Annotated in this window: 11 protein-coding genes; 7 read left to right on the top strand and 4 right to left on the bottom strand. The window is 60.7% G+C overall.

What is annotated here, in order from left to right:
- The first annotated feature begins 81 nt into the window (after positions 1 to 81).
- The 6 genes from ACZ9IM_RS13115 (at position 82) to ACZ9IM_RS13140 (ending at position 10,726) form a co-directional block, all read left to right on the top strand.
- Entirely contained in the window at positions 82 to 2,094 is a 2,013-nt protein-coding gene (locus ACZ9IM_RS13115) for a DUF1302 domain-containing protein (RefSeq protein WP_427623651.1), read from the top strand.
- 41 nt (positions 2,095 to 2,135) lie between these two features.
- Complete coding sequence (locus ACZ9IM_RS13120; RefSeq protein ID WP_427623653.1) at positions 2,136 to 3,494, top strand: DUF1329 domain-containing protein; 1,359 nt, start codon at positions 2,136 to 2,138, stop codon at positions 3,492 to 3,494.
- Positions 3,495 to 3,644: 150 nt separating this feature from the next.
- The gene (locus ACZ9IM_RS13125) at positions 3,645 to 4,733 is read left to right on the top strand and encodes a WD40/YVTN/BNR-like repeat-containing protein (RefSeq protein ID WP_476224145.1); all 1,089 of its coding nucleotides are present in this window, start codon (positions 3,645 to 3,647) and stop codon (positions 4,731 to 4,733) included.
- 15 nt (positions 4,734 to 4,748) lie between these two features.
- Positions 4,749 to 7,265 carry an efflux RND transporter permease subunit gene (locus tag ACZ9IM_RS13130; protein ID WP_476224146.1) on the top strand — a complete coding sequence of 839 codons (2,517 nt, stop codon included), beginning with the start codon at positions 4,749 to 4,751 and terminating at the stop codon, positions 7,263 to 7,265.
- 7 nt (positions 7,266 to 7,272) lie between these two features.
- Complete coding sequence (locus ACZ9IM_RS13135; RefSeq protein WP_476224147.1) at positions 7,273 to 9,051, top strand: acyl-CoA dehydrogenase C-terminal domain-containing protein; 1,779 nt, start codon at positions 7,273 to 7,275, stop codon at positions 9,049 to 9,051.
- A 31-nt stretch (positions 9,052 to 9,082) separates the two neighbouring features.
- On the top strand, positions 9,083 to 10,726 hold the full coding sequence (locus ACZ9IM_RS13140) for a fatty acid--CoA ligase (RefSeq protein WP_476224148.1): 1,644 nt from the start codon (positions 9,083 to 9,085) through the stop codon (positions 10,724 to 10,726).
- Positions 10,727 to 10,866: 140 nt separating this feature from the next.
- Here the strand turns inward: ACZ9IM_RS13140 and ACZ9IM_RS13145 are convergent, their stop codons facing one another.
- Positions 10,867 to 11,328, bottom strand: coding sequence for a MarR family winged helix-turn-helix transcriptional regulator (locus ACZ9IM_RS13145; protein ID WP_008071723.1), 462 nt, complete (start codon positions 11,326 to 11,328; stop codon positions 10,867 to 10,869).
- Between the two features lie 239 nt (positions 11,329 to 11,567).
- On the bottom strand, positions 11,568 to 12,020 hold the full coding sequence (locus ACZ9IM_RS13150) for an Ohr family peroxiredoxin (RefSeq protein WP_476224149.1): 453 nt from the start codon (positions 12,018 to 12,020) through the stop codon (positions 11,568 to 11,570).
- 255 nt (positions 12,021 to 12,275) lie between these two features.
- Between ACZ9IM_RS13150 and ACZ9IM_RS13155 the strand changes: the two genes are divergently transcribed.
- Positions 12,276 to 13,283 (top strand): Ldh family oxidoreductase, encoded by a 1,008-nt coding sequence (locus ACZ9IM_RS13155; protein WP_476224150.1) that lies wholly within the window; start codon positions 12,276 to 12,278, stop codon positions 13,281 to 13,283.
- A gap of 167 nt (positions 13,284 to 13,450) precedes the next feature.
- Here ACZ9IM_RS13155 and ACZ9IM_RS13160 read toward each other — a convergent pair whose 3' ends face one another.
- Both ACZ9IM_RS13160 and abaF read right to left on the bottom strand, forming a co-directional pair.
- Positions 13,451 to 15,031 (bottom strand): aldehyde dehydrogenase (NADP(+)), encoded by a 1,581-nt coding sequence (locus ACZ9IM_RS13160; protein WP_476224151.1) that lies wholly within the window; start codon positions 15,029 to 15,031, stop codon positions 13,451 to 13,453.
- A gap of 213 nt (positions 15,032 to 15,244) precedes the next feature.
- Positions 15,245 to 16,642 carry a fosfomycin efflux MFS transporter AbaF gene (gene abaF / locus ACZ9IM_RS13165; RefSeq protein ID WP_476224152.1) on the bottom strand — a complete coding sequence of 466 codons (1,398 nt, stop codon included), beginning with the start codon at positions 16,640 to 16,642 and terminating at the stop codon, positions 15,245 to 15,247.
- Between the last annotated feature and the right edge of the window lie 13 nt (positions 16,643 to 16,655).

Genomic DNA, 16,655 nt, shown 5'->3' on the forward strand with positions numbered 1-16,655 from the left:
AAAAACGCAAACCCCTGAAACAAGGGTTGCGCGAGGGCGGCTGCGCTTAAAACAAATACAAAAAGGCGGAGAGACAACGCAATGCACAACAATAAGAGTCACGGGTTCGCACCCTCGCGTTACACCTTGTTGGCCTCGGCCATTCTGGCCGCCGCCGTGCCGGTCGTGCAGGCGGTCGAACTCGACACAGGTAACCCGGACTGGACTGTGCGTTTTGATAACACCGTGAAGTACAACTACGGCGTACGCACCGAAAGCGCCGACAAGCGCATGTTGGCGACACCGAACAACAACGATGGCGACTACAACTTCCGCAAGGCCGGGACCAACATCACCAACCGTGTTGACCTGTTGACCGAAATGGATGTGGTCTACCAGAACCACATGGGCTTTCGCGTCAGCGCCGCCAGTTGGTACGACAAGGCCTACGAGAACACCGGTTCCAATTCCAACCCGTTCGTCAACGGCAATGACGCACGGTCGGGTCTGGTTGCCAACGATCCGCGCCTGGCCGGGGTCACCGGCGACAATGTCGGCAATGGCAGCCCGCACCTGAGCAACTACGCCCAGCGTTACTACACCGGTCCATCCGGCGAAATCCTCGATGCCTTTGTGTTCTACAGCACCGAAGTGGGCGAGGAGTCGCTGTTGAGCGTCAAGGCCGGCCAGCACAACGTGTTCTGGGGCGAGACCATCCTCAACCCGGTGCACTCGAACAGTTACGGCCAATCGGGCCTGGACCTGGCCAAACTGGCTGCCTCGCCGGGTACCGAAGCCAAGGAGCTGTTCGTTCCGCGTAACCAGTTGTCGATGTCGTTCACCGTCAATCCCGAGTTGACCGTGGGCGCCCAGTATTTCCTGGATTGGGATGCCGCCCGCCTGCCTGAAGCCGGTACTTACTATGGCGGTTCTGATCTGGTCGGTTTCGGTGCGCAGTCGTTCCTGCTGGGCAACACCAATGGCGTGGTGCCGGGCAGTCCGCTGGGTTGTGGTCTGGCGCCCTGCAACGGGCTGACCAATGTGCGTCGCGGTCACGACCTGACGCCGGACAAGCGCGGAGACTGGGGCGTGATGGCCAAGTGGTCGCCGGCCTGGTTGGATGGCACCCTCGGCGTTTATTACCGCGAAACCTCGGAAATCCTGCCGCAAGCCTGGCTGGATGCCAGAGGCCTGAGTTCGGCCAACCCCAATGGCACCCGGCCGGCAGGGCAAGTGCCTGCGGTGATCAACACGCTCAACTCGCTGAGCACAGCCACCTATCAAATGGCCTATGCCGACAACATCAAGATCGTTGGCCTGAGTCTGTCCAAGGATGTTGGCGGGGTGAGCGTCGGTTCGGACCTGAACATTCGTCACAACATGCCGTTGGCCAGTATTCCGGCGGTTGTCAGCACTAACAGTCCGCTAGGCCTGGGCGCGGGTCTTGGTCTGTTGCCGGCGCGTACGGCTGCCACCGGTGTGGTTTATGACACTCCGCAGAAGGGCGACAGCATGGCCGCCACCGGCGACACCTTGCACTGGACGCTCAACGGCCTGATGACCTTCCCGAAAACCCCGGTGTTCGATTCGGCCAGCCTGCTCGCCGAGTTGTACTACAGCAACCTGCTCAAGCTCGATAGCAAGAACGAAGCGCTCTACAAGGGCAAGGACACCTACCGCGGCATCGACCAGCCGACCCGGGACAACTGGGGCATCGCGGTCAACTTCACACCGACCTGGTATCAGGTGTTTCCCGGTGTCGACCTCAACGCACCGATGTCCATCAACGTCGGTCTCGACGGCGTGTCACCGGTGTCCGGTGGCGGTGCCAAAGACACCGGTAACTATGCCGTGGGCGTGGGTGCTGTTGTGTACAACAAATACTTCATCGACCTGAAGTACGTGGACTCCTTCGGCAAGACCGACAAGTGCGACGCCAGCGGTCTGAGTACCGGCGCGGCCAATGCCGGCAGCGGCGACGGCTCCACCCCCAATGCCTTTAGCGGCAATGAAAACTACGCGTGTTACGGCGGCGGCTACTCGGCCTTCTCCGGTGGTGGTGCCACGACTGAGGACCGTGGCGCCGTTTACCTGACGATGAAAACCACTTTTTGATGCACCACTGATTTGCTCAATGCAAGCAGGAGAATAACAAGATGAAATACGCAAAAACCGTGTTGGCCGCTTCGCTGGCCTTGGTCCTTGCCGCCCAGGCTCAGGCCGCTGTTTCAACTCAGGACGCTGCCAGGTTGGGCAGCAGCCTGACCCTGGTCGGGGCCGAAAAGGCCGGGAACGCTGATGGTTCCATCCCCGCCTATGACGGTGGCTTGACCACGCCGCCGGCCAGTTTCAAATCCGGTGACAGCATGCGTCCGGATCCCTTCGTCAACGAAAAACCGTTGCTGGTAATCGACGGCAAGAACGTCGATCAGTACAAGGGCTCGCTCAGTGCAACCACGGTGGAATTGGCCAAGCGTTTCCCAAGTTTTCACGTCAATGTCTACCCGACCCACCGCACCGTCTCGTTGCCCAAGGCGGTGCTGGACAATGGCGTGAAAAACGCCACCGGTGCCAAGTCCCTGGAAGGTGGCCTGGCCATCGATAACGTACTGCCCGGTGTGCCGTTCCCGATTCCGCAGTCGGGCAACGAGGCGATGTGGAACTTCCTGTTGCGTTACCAGGGGGTCAACATCAACTCCAAGTACGACTCCTGGAACGTCGACTCCGCTGGCGTGCCGAGCCTGGCGACCACCGGACTGGCGTTCATTTCCTATCCGATCTACGAAAACCTCGCGCAGCCGATCAGCAGCGCCGATGTGTACTACCAGATGAAGTTGTCCTATACCGGCCCTGCGCGCCGGGCCGGTGAAGCGGTGATGCTCAAGGACGCCGCCAACCCGCTGCAGCAACCGCGTCGCGCCTGGCAATACTTGCCTGGCCAGCGTCGGGTCAAGCTCGCACCGAACCTGGCTTACGACACGCCTAACCCTGGCACCGCCGGTGCCGGCACCTACGACGATGTTTTCGTGTTCAACGGTGCACTGGACCGCTACGACTGGAAGCTGGTGGGCAAGCAGGAAATGATCGTGCCCTACAACACCTACAAGCTGACCTATGCCCAAGACCCCAAATCGCTGACCACCGCCAATCACCTGGCACCGGATTACGTGCGCTGGGAAAAACACCGGGTCTGGGTGGTGGAGGGCAACCTCAAGTCCGGCGCCCGGCACATCTACCAGAAGCGTCGCTTCTACCTCGATGAAGACAGCTGGACCGCTCTGGCCTCTGACCAATATGACGCCCGTGGTCAGCTGTACCGTGGCTCTTTCGCATTCCTCAGTCAGAGCTACGACAAGCAGATCCCGGATTCCACGCCCTTCATGATTTATGACCTGGTGGGTGGTTCCTACAACATCAACGGTGTGGTTGGCCCTTACGGCGGCATCAAGTACATCGATCCGCTCTCCAAGGCGCAGTGGTCGCCTGAGTCCCTGGCCGGTAACGGGATTCGCTAAGCAAACCGTGACAAAGCGTCCGTGCAGTCCACTGCCTGCCAGGCAGGGGACCGCACGACGGTCGGTGCATGCCGATCGTTTTGGGCGCCAGGTTGGAACGTCAGGCACACGGACGTGTGTCCCGGCGCGGTTTTCCGAAGAGGACGCGGTATGTGTTCGTACAAAAATTATCTGCAGTTGGCGCTCGGCGCCTTGCTTGTAACGTTGCTGGGCCTGAGCCAGGCGTCCGCTTATGTCGACGTGCTGGATCTGCCGGCCAGGGTCAGCGCCTTGGCCGTCAACAGCCCGCTATCTGGCATGGCCCGCGCTGGCGACCGCTTGGTTGCCGTCGGGCAGCGTGGCCACATTCTGTATTCCAATGATGCCGGTAAACACTGGCAGCAGGCGGCGGTGCCGGTCAGTGCCGACCTCAATGCCGTGAGCTTTCCTTCCGCCACCCAAGGCTGGGCGGTGGGCGGTGATGGCGTGGTGTTGCACAGCAACGACGCAGGTGCGACCTGGCGCAAGCAACTGGACGGCCGCGAGATTGGTGCCTTGCTGGTCAACCATTACGGCGCGTTGGCCAGTGCAGAACCCGGCAACGAACAATGGCCACTGCTGGTCGCCGAAGGTGAGCGCCTGATGGCGCAGGGCGCCGACAAACCGTTGCTCGATGTCTGGTTCGCCAACGAGCGCCTCGGTTACGTGGTCGGGGTGTTCAACCTGATCCTGCGCACCGAAGACGGCGGCCAGAGCTGGGCACCGTTCCAGGACCGCACCGATAACCCGCAGGGCTTTCACCTCAACGCCATCGCCTCCACTGGCGATGCGCTGTACATCGCTGGAGAGCAGGGGCTGCTGCTCAAGTGGGATGACACCCAACAGCGGTTCGCCGCCATGCAGACACCCTATCAGGGCAGTTTCTTCGGTGTTCTCGGCAAGCCCGGCGAAGCGCTCGTCTACGGCTTGCGCGGCAATGTGCTGCGCAGCACCGATGGCGGTCTCAGCTGGACCCCGCTGGACAGTGGCCTGCGCGTCAGCATCACCGCCGGCCTCGTCGATGGCCGTGGCAACTACCGCTTGTTCACCCAGGGCGGGCAGATGCTGGTCAGCCAGGGCGCAGGCGCGCAATTGCATCTGGTTCAGCAACAGGCACCGACACCGGTGACCGGCGCCACTCAGTCCGCCGACGGTGCGCTGGTGGTGGTTGGCAGCCGTGGTGCACGGACGCTGTCCGTTGATAAGCCCTCGAACCCTTAGAGCGAGAACCCAGACATGGGCAATATCAAACAAGAAACCATGCCGGTGATCCGCGATCTGCGGGATTTCGACCGCCATTCCGGCAACCGGCTGGAGCGGGTGGTGTTCAACTACCGTCCGTTGTTCATGCTGCTGATGGCGCTGGCCACCGTGGTGTTGGGCTACATGGCGGCAACTCGCCTGGAGCTTCGCCCCAGCTTTGAAAAGATGATTCCGCAGAGCCAGCCGTACATTCAGAATTTCCTGGAAAACCGCCAGTCGCTGCGCGGTCTGGGCAACTCGGTACGGGTGGTGGTGGAGAACACCCAGGGCGATATTTTCGATCCCGCTTATCTCGACGTGCTCAAACAGGTCAACGATCAGTTGTTCGTCACCGAAGGCGTCGACCGTGCCTGGATGAAGTCGTTGTGGAGCCCGGCGGTGCGCTGGACCGAAGTCACCGAGGAAGGTTTCCAGGGTGGCCCGGTGATGCCCGATACCTACCAGGGCAAGCCGGAAGAAATAGAACAGCTGCGCCAGAACATTTCCCGCGCCGGTATCGTCGGCAGTCTGGTGGCCAGCGACTACAAATCGAGCATGCTCATTGTTCCGCTGCTGGACAAAGCCACGGCCAGCGGTCAGCGCATCGATTACCACGCCTTTTCGCAGATGCTCGAGGAGCAGTTGCGCGACAAGATCGAGTTCGTCGGTGACAGCGCTGCGCGCAAGGCCGGGGAGGAGGGCAAGGGCCAGTACAAAGTCCGGGTGATCGGTTTCGCCAAACTGATGGGCGACCTGATCGATGGCCTGATCCAGGTGATAATGTTCTTCGGCCTGGCCGTCGTCACTTCACTGATCATCATTTACGCCTACACCCGTTGTGTTCGCAGCACCTTGCTGGTGGTCGGCTGCTCGCTGATTGCGGTGGTCTGGCAACTCGGCATCGTCGCCTGGCTGGGCTATGCCATCGACCCGTACTCGGTGCTGGTGCCTTTTCTGATTTTCGCCATCGGTGTGTCTCACGCGGCGCAGAAGATGAACGGGATCATGCAAGACATCGCCCGTGGCACCCACAAACTGATCGCCGCACGCTACACCTTCCGCCGTTTGTTCATTGCCGGCGTCACCGCGTTGCTGGCCGACGCTGTCGGGTTCGCGGTGCTGATGCTGATCGACATTCCGGTGATCCGCGACCTGGCGATCACCGCCAGCATCGGTGTGGCGGTGCTGATCTTCACCTCGCTATTGCTGATGCCGGTGGCGCTGTCTTATGTCGGCGTCGGCACCAAGGCGGCCGAGCGTGCGCTGAAAATCGACACGCGTGCAGAGGGGCACAAAGGTTTCGGCAAACTATGGGACTTGCTCGACCGCTTCACCACGGCCAAATGGGCCACGGGTGCGGTATTGGTCGCGGCACTGATGGGCATCGGCGGCTTCATGGTCAGCTTGCAGTTGAAGATCGGCGACCTGGAAAGTGGCGCACCGGAGTTGCGTGCCGACTCTCGCTATAACCGTGACAACGCCTACATCACCAGCCACTACGCGCTGTCCAGCGACCTGTTCGCGGTGATGATCAAGACCGCGCCGGAAGGCTGCTTGAACTACAAGACGCTGGTCCTCGCCGACCGTCTGGCCTGGGAGCTGCAGCAGTATCCGGGCGTGCAGGCGACGGCTTCGTTGGTCAACGCGGTGCGCCAGATCACCGCCGGTACTTATGAAGGCAACCCCAAGCTCAACAGCATCCAGCGCAATCAGGACGTGCTGAACTACGCCGCGCAGCAAGCCTCGGTCAACTCCCCGGAGTTGTTCAACACCGATTGCTCGTTGATGCCGGTGATCACCTTCCTCAAGGACCACAAGGCCGAGACCCTGGATGCCGTGGTGGGCATCGCCGAAAAGTTCGCCCGGGAGAACAACAGCGAAGATCGCCAGTTCCTGCTGGCGGCCGGGTCGGCCGGGATTGAAGCCGCGACCAACATTGTGGTGCGCGAGGCCAATCGCACCATGCTGCTTTACGTCTATGCGGCGGTGACGCTGTTCTGCCTGATCACCTTCCGCAGCTGGCGCGCGACCCTGGTCGCCCTGTTGCCATTGGTTCTGACCTCGATCCTTTGCGAAGCGTTGATGGTGGCCATGGGCATTGGCGTGAAAGTCGCGACCCTGCCGGTGATCGCACTGGGCGTGGGCATCGGCGTGGACTACGCCTTGTACCTGCTCAGCGTGCAGTTGCATTACCAGCGCCAGGGCCTGCCGCTGAGTCAGGCTTACCGCAACGCCGTGTCGTTTACCGGCCGGGTGGTGGGCCTGGTGGGCATCACCCTGGCGGCGGGCGTTGTGTGCTGGGTCTGGTCGCCGATCAAGTTCCAGGCCGACATGGGCATCCTGCTGACCTTCATGTTCCTGTGGAACATGCTCGGCGCGCTGATTCTGATTCCAGCCTTGTCGTACTTCCTGCTGCGTCACCCCGTTCCGCAAGCCCAAGTGGCGCAAGCCACTGAAACCGACACCTCTCAACGCCAGGGTATGCCGCATGCCCTGACCACTTCCGAGTAAGCCAACCATGTCTGATTACAAAGCTCCTTTGCGCGATATGCGCTTCGTACTCAACGAAGTCTTCCAGGTGTCCCGGCTATGGGCCCAATTGCCTGGCCTGGCCGAGGTGATCGATGAAGAAACGGCCGCCGCGATCCTTGAAGAGGCCGGCAAAATCAGTGGCGAAGTTATCGCACCGCTGAACCGCAGCAGCGACGAGCAGGGCTGCACCTGGAGCAACGGCGCGGTCACGGCGCCGGACGGTTTTGTCGCGGCCTACCAGGCATTCGCCGACGGCGGTTGGGTGGGTGTTGGCGGTGATCCGCAGTTCGGTGGCATGGGCATGCCCAAGGCCATTTCGGCTCAGGTCGAAGAGATGGTCAACTCGGCCAGTCTGTCGTTCGGCCTGTACCCGATGCTGACCGCCGGTGCGTGCCTGTCGATCAATGCCCACGCCAGTCAGGAACTCAAGGAACGCTATCTGCCGAACATGTACGCAGGCACCTGGACCGGTTCAATGTGCCTGACCGAGGCGCATGCCGGCACGGACCTGGGCCTGATTCGCACCCGTGCCGAACCGCAGGCCGACGGCAGTTTCAAGATCAGCGGCAGCAAGATTTTCATCACCGGGGGAGAGCACGACCTGACCGAAAACATCATTCATTTGGTGCTCGCCCGGTTGCCGGATGCACCCGCCGGCCCCAAGGGGATTTCCCTGTTCCTGGTGCCCAAGGTGCTGGTCAATGCCGATGGCTCGCTGGGTGAACGCAACTCGCTGTCCTGCGGTTCCATTGAGCACAAGATGGGTATCAAGGCCTCCGCCACCTGCGTGATGAACTTTGACGGGGCGATCGGCTGGATCATCGATGCGCCAAACAAGGGACTGGCGGCGATGTTCACCATGATGAACTACGAACGTTTGGGCGTGGGTATCCAGGGTCTGGCGTTGGGTGAGCGTTCGTACCAGAACGCCGTCGAATACGCCCGTGACCGCCTGCAAAGCCGTTCGCCGACAGGCGCGCAGAACAAGGACAAAGCTGCCGATCCGATCATCGTGCACCCGGATGTACGACGCATGCTGTTGACCATGAAAGCCTTGAACGAAGGCGGGCGCGCGTTCTCCAGCTACGTGGCCCTGCAACTGGACACCGCCAAGTACAGCGATGACGCGCCAACCCGCACCCGCGCCCAGGAGCTGGTATCGCTGCTGACCCCGGTGGCCAAGGCGTTCCTCACCGACATGGGGCTGGAAACCACGGTGCATGGCCAGCAGATCTTCGGCGGCCACGGCTACATTCGCGAATGGGGCCAGGAGCAACTGGTACGCGATGTGCGCATCACCCAGATCTACGAAGGCACCAACGGTATTCAGTCACTGGATTTGGCCGGGCGCAAAATCGTCGGCAGTGGCGGGGCGTTGTACCGGCTGTTCGCTTCGGAAATCCGCAACTTTACCGCCAATGCCTGCGCTGACCTCGGTGAGTTCACCAAACCGTTGAACGCCGCCGTCGACACCCTCGACGAACTGACCGCATGGCTGTTGGACCGCGCCCAGGGCAACCCGAATGAAATCGGCGCAGCGTCGGTCGAGTACCTGCACGTGTTCGGCTACACCGCGTACGCCTACATGTGGACGCGAATGGCCAAAACCGCCATGAGTACGCACTCCAAGGACGCTTTCTATGCCAGCAAACTGGCCACCGCGCGCTTCTACTTCGCCCGTCTGCTGCCACGCATCCACTCGTTGAGCGCGTCGGCCAAGGCTGGCAGCGAATGCCTCTATCAATTGGATGCAGAGCAGTTCTGAGCCCACGTAAAAAGGACCGGGAACCCCAACCATGATGGCGACAAAAATAATTCCGCCCGCCGACGGCGCCTATGCCTACCCCTTGCTGATCAAGCAATTGCTGCTGTCCGGCGTGCGCTACGAACCGGGCCGGGAAATCGTCTACGCCGACAAACTGCGCTACAGCTACCAGACCCTCAACCGGCGGATACGCCGGCTGGCCAATGCCTTGACCGCAGCTGGCGTGAAGGCCGGTGATACCGTGGCCCTGCTCGACTGGGACAGCCATCGCTACCTGGAGTGCTTTTTTGCCGTACCGATGATCGGTGCGGTACTGCATACCGTGAACATTCGCCTTTCGCCGGATCAGGTGCTCTTCACCATGAACCACGCCGAGGACGACCTGGTGCTGGTGCATGATGATTTCCTGCCGCTGGTTGAACAGATTCACGGACGGCTTGAAACCGTCAAAGGCTACCTGCAGCTCACGGACGATACGGCAAACGATACGTCGCTACCGGTGCTGGGGGAGTATGAAAACCTGTTGTCCAGGGCCGCAGACCAGTACAACTTTCCCGATTTCGATGAAAACTCCGTCGCGACCCTTTTCTACACGACGGGCACCACTGGCGACCCTAAAGGCGTGTATTTCACCCACCGCCAATTGGTCTTGCACACCTTGAATGCCGTGGGCACGTTGGGCGTCTATCAAGGCCTGCCGTTGCTGCGTTCCAATGATGTATACATGCCCATCACCCCGATGTTTCACGTGCATGCCTGGGGTGTGCCTTATGTCGCTACCCTGATGGGGCTCAAGCAGGTGTACCCCGGCCGCTATGAACCCAACAGCCTGGTCAGGTTGCATCGTGAGGAGAAGGTCACTTTTTCCCATTGTGTGCCGACCATTTTGCAAATGATCCTGAGCTGTGAAGAAGCAGCCCAGACCCGTTTCGATGGCTGGAAGATGCTCTTGGGTGGCAGCGCACTGACGCTGGGAATTGCCAGCGAAGCGAGTGCCAAAGGTATTCAGGTGCACAGCGGTTATGGCATGTCGGAAACCTGCCCATTGCTGTGCCTGACCTACCTGCGTGATAAGGACCTCGAACAGTCCACGCAAGCCCAACTGGCCACCCGCATCAAGACGGGTACGCCGGTGCCGATGGTCGACCTGAAAATCATCGATGCCAATGGCAATGACGTTGCCCACGATGGCGAGTCTCTGGGCGAGATCGTGGTGCGCGCACCCTGGCTGACCCAAGGCTATTTGAAGGAGCCCGAAAAGGGCGCCGAGCTATGGCACAACGGTTGGATGCACACCGGCGATCTGGCCTCCATCGACGCCTTGGGAGGGGTGGAAATCAAAGATCGAATCAAGGATGTCATCAAGACGGGCGGGGAGTGGATCAGCTCCCTGGAACTGGAAAGCCTGATCAGTGAACACGCGGCGGTGATGTCGGTCGCGGTCGTGGGCATTGCCGATGAGCAATGGGGCGAACGGCCGATGGCGCTGGTGGTGTGCGAGCCTGGACAGTATCTCGACCGCAAGATCCTCGAGGCGCACCTGCAAGGGTTTGTCGAGCGTGGGCGTATTAACAAATGGGCGATCCCCAAGCAGTTCAAGTTCGTCGCCGAGATCCCTAAAACCAGTGTCGGGAAGATTAACAAGAAGCTCATCCGGGAAAGCGAATTGAGCTGAAAAAGAAGATGAGGACCTAGGGGCGAGTGTTCGAATCACACCGTCCCGACCCTATGATTCAATGACTAGCCCAATCTGAAAAGGTTGGGCTTTTTCATGCCCGAAAAATACCCCCGATTAAAAAAACGATCAGTAGCCACTCATTCCCCGGCTTTCGTCGATTTGATGAGATTGTTGCGCAGCTTCACGATCGCATTCTGCATCTGCGTGAATTCGTCTGGTGTCAGGCCCGTTGCGTCGGAGAGGCCCATTTCGGGGCGGCCTTCGCGCAACTGTCGACCATTCTTCGTCAGACTGATGCGCACCTGCCGCTCGTCCTCGGGATCACGCTGCCTTTGTAGATAGCCCATCGCTTCCAGCTTCTTCAGGATCGGTGTGAGTGTGTTCGATTCGAGAAACAGCTTCTCGCCCAGGCTGCCCACGGTTTGATTGTCTTCCTCCCATAACGCAACGATGGTGATGTATTGCGTATAGGTGAGCCCCAACTGCTCGAGTATCGGCTTGTAGGCTTTGCCGAAGGCCAGGTTCGTGGAATAGACCGCAAAACACAGGAAGTCGGAGAGCTTCAGGTTGGCAGGAGCCGTCTTGTCGGTGGGTTTCATGTGCTTCCTCGTTGGCCAAAGTTGAAGGCTCGCAAAGGCAAAATATACCGCGTATGCGATTGTGTCGGAACAGCTCTGACTTTCGACTGTGGCCGGTTCGACAGCAACATCGAACCGGCCATACGGTGAATCATGAGGTGAGGGCGTTTATGGCCACGTCGATGTAGTGTTGAAGGGTTTGTGATTCGCATACGCTTAAAGCGTATGCGACATATATGGCATGTCGACCGTGCGGTGCGTCATGCCGTGAGAACGTTCAGGGCCACGTCAATGTTACCCCGCGTCGCTTTCGAGTACGGGCAGATTTGATCTGCGGTATGCGCCAGCGTCGTCGCGATGTCATGCGCCAGACCTGGTACGCGCAGAGTCAACCGAGCCTGGAGGAAGTACGCCGGACCGGTCTGACCCAGATCGACTTCGATGTCGACGGACAGATCAGACGGCAGCACCACGTTCATTTCATTGGCCACCAGCCCGACGGCGGCGGTGTAGCAGGCCGACCATGCGCCGGCGAACAGCTGCTCTGCGGTTGGGTGCGGTGCAATGGTTTTGAACTCGTGCGCCAGTTTCGCGTTTCCAGGCGACGAGAGCTGGATGTCGAGGCTGCCGTTATGGCCACGCGAAGTGTTGCCAGCGGCGCTAATGGTGGTGTGAGTCTTGCCGGTGGCCAGTACTTTTTCGATCTTGCTCATGGGGTGGATCCTCTACGTTTCAAAAGATGTGATTTGTGTGTCGTATACGTTTGTATCGTATGCGATGTAATAATAATTGCGCAGCCCCCCATCGATGTCAATTGATCGCGTTGCGTCTGCCGACGAGTGGTGCGGCCACACAATAACGTCGACGGTTTCAACGATATGCCGAATTCGTCATCAACCTGACCTAAAGCGATCAAGCCGTGAGCCTTGGAATGGCCCACCCTGACCGGTCTGTCCAAGGAGATGAGCATGATCCGACTGACCCTGATCGAAGCCCGCGAGTTGGCCGAATCGATCCTGTTGCACAACGGTTTTAATCTGGCCCACGCGCAAGCGGTGGCGGCGACGGTGATCGCCGGCGAGCGCGATGGCTGTGCCTCCCACGGTTTGTACCGGATTCTGGGCTGTGTGAATTCCCTGCGGGCCGGTAAGGTGTCAGCCGATGCCGAGCCGCAGGTGATCGACCAGGCGCCGTCGATCGTGCGGGTGGATGCCGCTGGTGGTTTCTCGCAATTGGCGTTTCAGGCCGGGCTTGGGTTGCTGGCGGAGAAAACCCGGGCCAACGGGATTGCGGCGTTGGCGATCAATCGCTGTGTGCATTTCTCGGCACTGTGGGTGGAGATCGAGCAGTTGACCGCTGCCGGGTTGGTGGCGCTGGCGTGTAATCCGAGTCATGCCTGGGTGGCTCCGGCCGGGGGACGTGTGCCGGTGTTCGGCACCAATCCCATTGCCTTTGGTTGGCCGCGTGCGGGGCAGGATCCGTTTGTGTTCGACTTCGCCACCAGTGCGATTGCCCGCGGCGATATCGAGTTGCATCGACGTGCCGGCAAGGCGATTCCCGAGGGTTGGGGCGTGGACGCTGAGGGCCGGCCGAGCACCGATGCCAACGTCGTGCTCGACGGCGGCGCGATGCTGACGTTCGGTGGGCACAAAGGCTCGGCGCTGGCGGCAATGGTGGAGTTGATCGCCGGGCCTTTGATCGGTGATCTGACCAGTGCAGAATCGCTGGCCTATGACGCGGGCAGCAAGTCGTCGCCGTACCATGGCGAGTTGATCATTGCGCTGGATCCGCGACGTTTTCTGGGGGCGGCCACCGAGGAACATTTGGCCCGGGCCGAAGTGTTGTTTCAGGGCATTGAAGGGCAGGGTGCGCGCTTGCCGTCGCAACGGCGTTATGCGGCGCGGGCACGCAGTGTGGTGGAGGGAGTACAGATTCCCGAGGCGCTGTACAACGACCTGAAAGCATTGCTGGCTTGAATGCGATGAAAATCCTGTAGGAGCGAGGCTGTGTGGCGAGGGGGCTTGCCCCCGTTCGGCTGCGAAGCAGTCGTAAAGGCGTTATATGAAATGCCGGGGCCGCTTCGCGACCCAACGGGGGCAAGCCCCCTCGCCACAGGGGCTCGCTCCCACATGAGGTCGTGTTGTTAAACCGGTTCGCGGTGGCTGTTGCCATCAACCAGTCGCGCAATACCCAGCGGGTTGGCGTTTTTCAGGGCGTCGGGCAACAGGGCGTCCGGGCAGTTCTGGTAGCACACCGGGCGCAGGAAGCGCTCGATGGCCAGGCTGCCGACCGAGGTGCCACGGGCATCGGAGGTCGCCGGATAAGGCCCGCCATGCACCATGGCATCGCAGACTTCGACGCCGGTGGGGTAGCCGTTGAACAGCACCCGGCCGACCTTTTGTTCCAGTAGTACCAGCAGATCGGCGTGTTCCTTCAGGTCCTGTGCTTCGCCAATCAACGTGGCGGTGAGTTGACCGTGCAAATTGTTCAGTGCTTGTCGCAACTCGGCCTTATCGGCCACTTCGACGACGAGGGTGGTCGGGCCGAACACTTCTTCCTGCAACAGCGGATCACCCTTGAGCAGCAGACTGGCGTCGGCCTTGAACAGTTGCGGCCACGCTTGATTGCCGTGCTGATCCTGGCCCGCCAGGCGGATTATTCTCGGATGGTCGAGCAAGGCCTGCACGCCTTTTTCGTAGCTGCCGAGGGTGCCGGCGTTGAGCATGGTTTGCGCCGGTTGTTCGGCCATCAAGGCACTGAGCCGCGCGATGAAAGTGCTGAAGTGGGGGGAGCGCATACCGATCACCAACCCCGGATTGGTACAGAACTGACCGCAACCCTGGACCACCGACGCCACCAGTTCACCGGCGATTTTCTCGCCACGCGCGATCAGGGCTTCAGGCAATACCAGCACCGGGTTGATGCTGCTCATTTCGGCGAACACCGGGATCGGTTGTGGCCGTGCGGCGGCCATGTCGCAGAGCGCGCGACCACCTTTTAACGAGCCGGTGAAACCGACGGCCTGGATCGCCGGATGCTTGACCAGCGCTTCACCGACGCCTGCACCGTAGATCATGTTGAACACACCTTTGGGCATGTCGGTTTGCTCGGCGGCGCGGATGATTGCATCGGCCACGTACTCGGCGGTCGCCATGTGTCCGCTGTGGGCCTTGAACACCACCGGGCAACCGGCGGCCAGTGCCGCAGCGGTGTCACCGCCGGCGGTGGAAAAGGCCAGCGGGAAATTACTGGCGCCGAACACGGCCACCGGGCCGACGCCGATCCGGTATTGGCGCAGGTCGACCCGTGGCAATGGCTGACGGTCGGGCAACGCGCGGTCGATGCGCGCACCATAGAAATCGCCCCGGCGCAGAACCTGAGCGAACAGACGCATTTGGCCGCTGGTACGGCTGCGCTCACCTTGAATGCGCCCGGTCGGCAGGGCGGTTTCGCGGGTGACCAGAGCGACGAATTCATCATCCAGTGCATCCAGTTGCGTGGCGATCGCCTCAAGAAATTCTGCACGGCGAGTTGCCGGCAAGTTGCGAAACGCCGGGTAAGCGGCAGCTGCGGCTTGGGCGGCTGCGTCCACTTCCTCAGCGGTGGCTTGCATGAACGAGTAGGGCAGTGCTTCGCCGGTGCCGGCGTCGTGACTGTGCAGGGTGATGCTGCCGGCGGCGCTGCGGGCGCCGCCGATGTAGTTGTGGCCGATGATCTCGGGCATCAAAAAAACTCCTGTCGGGAAAGGTGAGGCAGGACCGTTGCAGGTCAATCAAGGTGCTGAGCCGTGCGCTGTTTTGTGGCGAGCGAGCTTGCTCGCGTTGGGCTGCGTAGCGGCCCCAAAATAGCGGCAACAATTGCCTATTTTGCGAGTGCTGCGCGCTCGAGCGGGAGCAAGCTCCCTCGCCACAGAGTGGGGTGTGAACAGGTACAACGCTCAAACCAACGAATCACCCCGGCGTGCCATGGCCGGCGCGGCGCTATCAAGGGCAGCAATGCGCGCAGCGGATTCGGCATCCACCTGATGCAACGACTTGCCACGGGTTTCCCGGGTCAGGCCGACGGCCACGATGGAGATCAGCGCGGCGCCCACCAGGTACCAGGCGATGGGTGTCGAGCTGTGATATTTGTTGAGCAAGGTGATGGCGATCAGCGGTGCCAGGGAACCGGCGAAAATCGGCGCCACCTGGTAGCACAGTGAAAGTGCGGTATAGCGCACATGGGTCGGGAACATTTCGGCCATCAGCGCCGAGTAGGGCGCATAGGTCATCGACTCGATGCCCAGGCCCAGGATGATGGCCGCCATGATCAGCCAGTTGTTGCCGGTGTCCATCATCGGGAAACCGATAAAGCCCCAGAACGCAGTGAGCACCGCGCCGGTCAGGTAGATCGGTTTGCGCCCGACGATATCCGACAGATACCCCATCAACGGAATCAGGAAAAAGTGCACCAAGTGCGCACCGAACATCAGCAGCAGAATTTCCGAGGTGTCCTTGTGCACCACCAGTTTCAGGTAGGTGATCGAAAAGGTCACCACGGTGTAATAGAGGATGTTCTCGGCGAAGCGTGCGCCAATCCCGACCAGCACCGCGCGCCAGTGATGACGCAGCACTTCGACCACGCCCAGCTGTTGTTGCTTGGTCTGCGCCTGACGGGCCTGGGCTTCTTTGAAGATCGGCGCGTCATCGACGCTGGTGCGAATCCAGTAGCCGATCAGCACCACCACCGCCGAGAACCAGAACGCCACGCGCCAGCCCCAAGCGAGGAATTGTTCTTCCGACAGGTTCGACGACAACAGCAGCAGCGCGACCGTAGCCACCAGGTTGCCGGCCGGCACCCCGGCTTGCGGCCAGCTGGCCCAGAAGCCGCGACGGTTGTCGGGACAGTGTTCGGACACCAGCAGAATCGCACCGCCCCATTCACCACCAAAGGCAAAGCCCTGGATCAGCCGTAGCAGCACCAACAACACCGGCGCGGCATAGCCGATCTGGTCGAAGCCGGGCAGGCAGCCCATCAGAAAAGTGGTGATACCGACCACCACCAGGCTCAATTGCAGCAGGCGTTTTCGGCCGAATTTGTCACCATAGTGACCGAACACCAGACCGCCCAATGGGCGAGCGAGAAAGCCGACCGCGTACAGGGCGAAGGCGGCGATGATGCCGTCGATGGGGCTGTCGGTCTGGCGGAAGAACAACTGGCCGAAGACCAGTGCGGAGGCTGTGCCGTAGAGAAAGAATTCGTACCACTCGGCGACAGTGCCGGCCATGGCGGCGGCCACTACGCGTTTGAGTCCCGAGGGGGTGGTTGCGCTTTGCGTGTGTAGAGGATTGGACATGCTGGCGTTTCCT

This window comes from Pseudomonas sp. TE12508 (assembly GCF_056279485.1).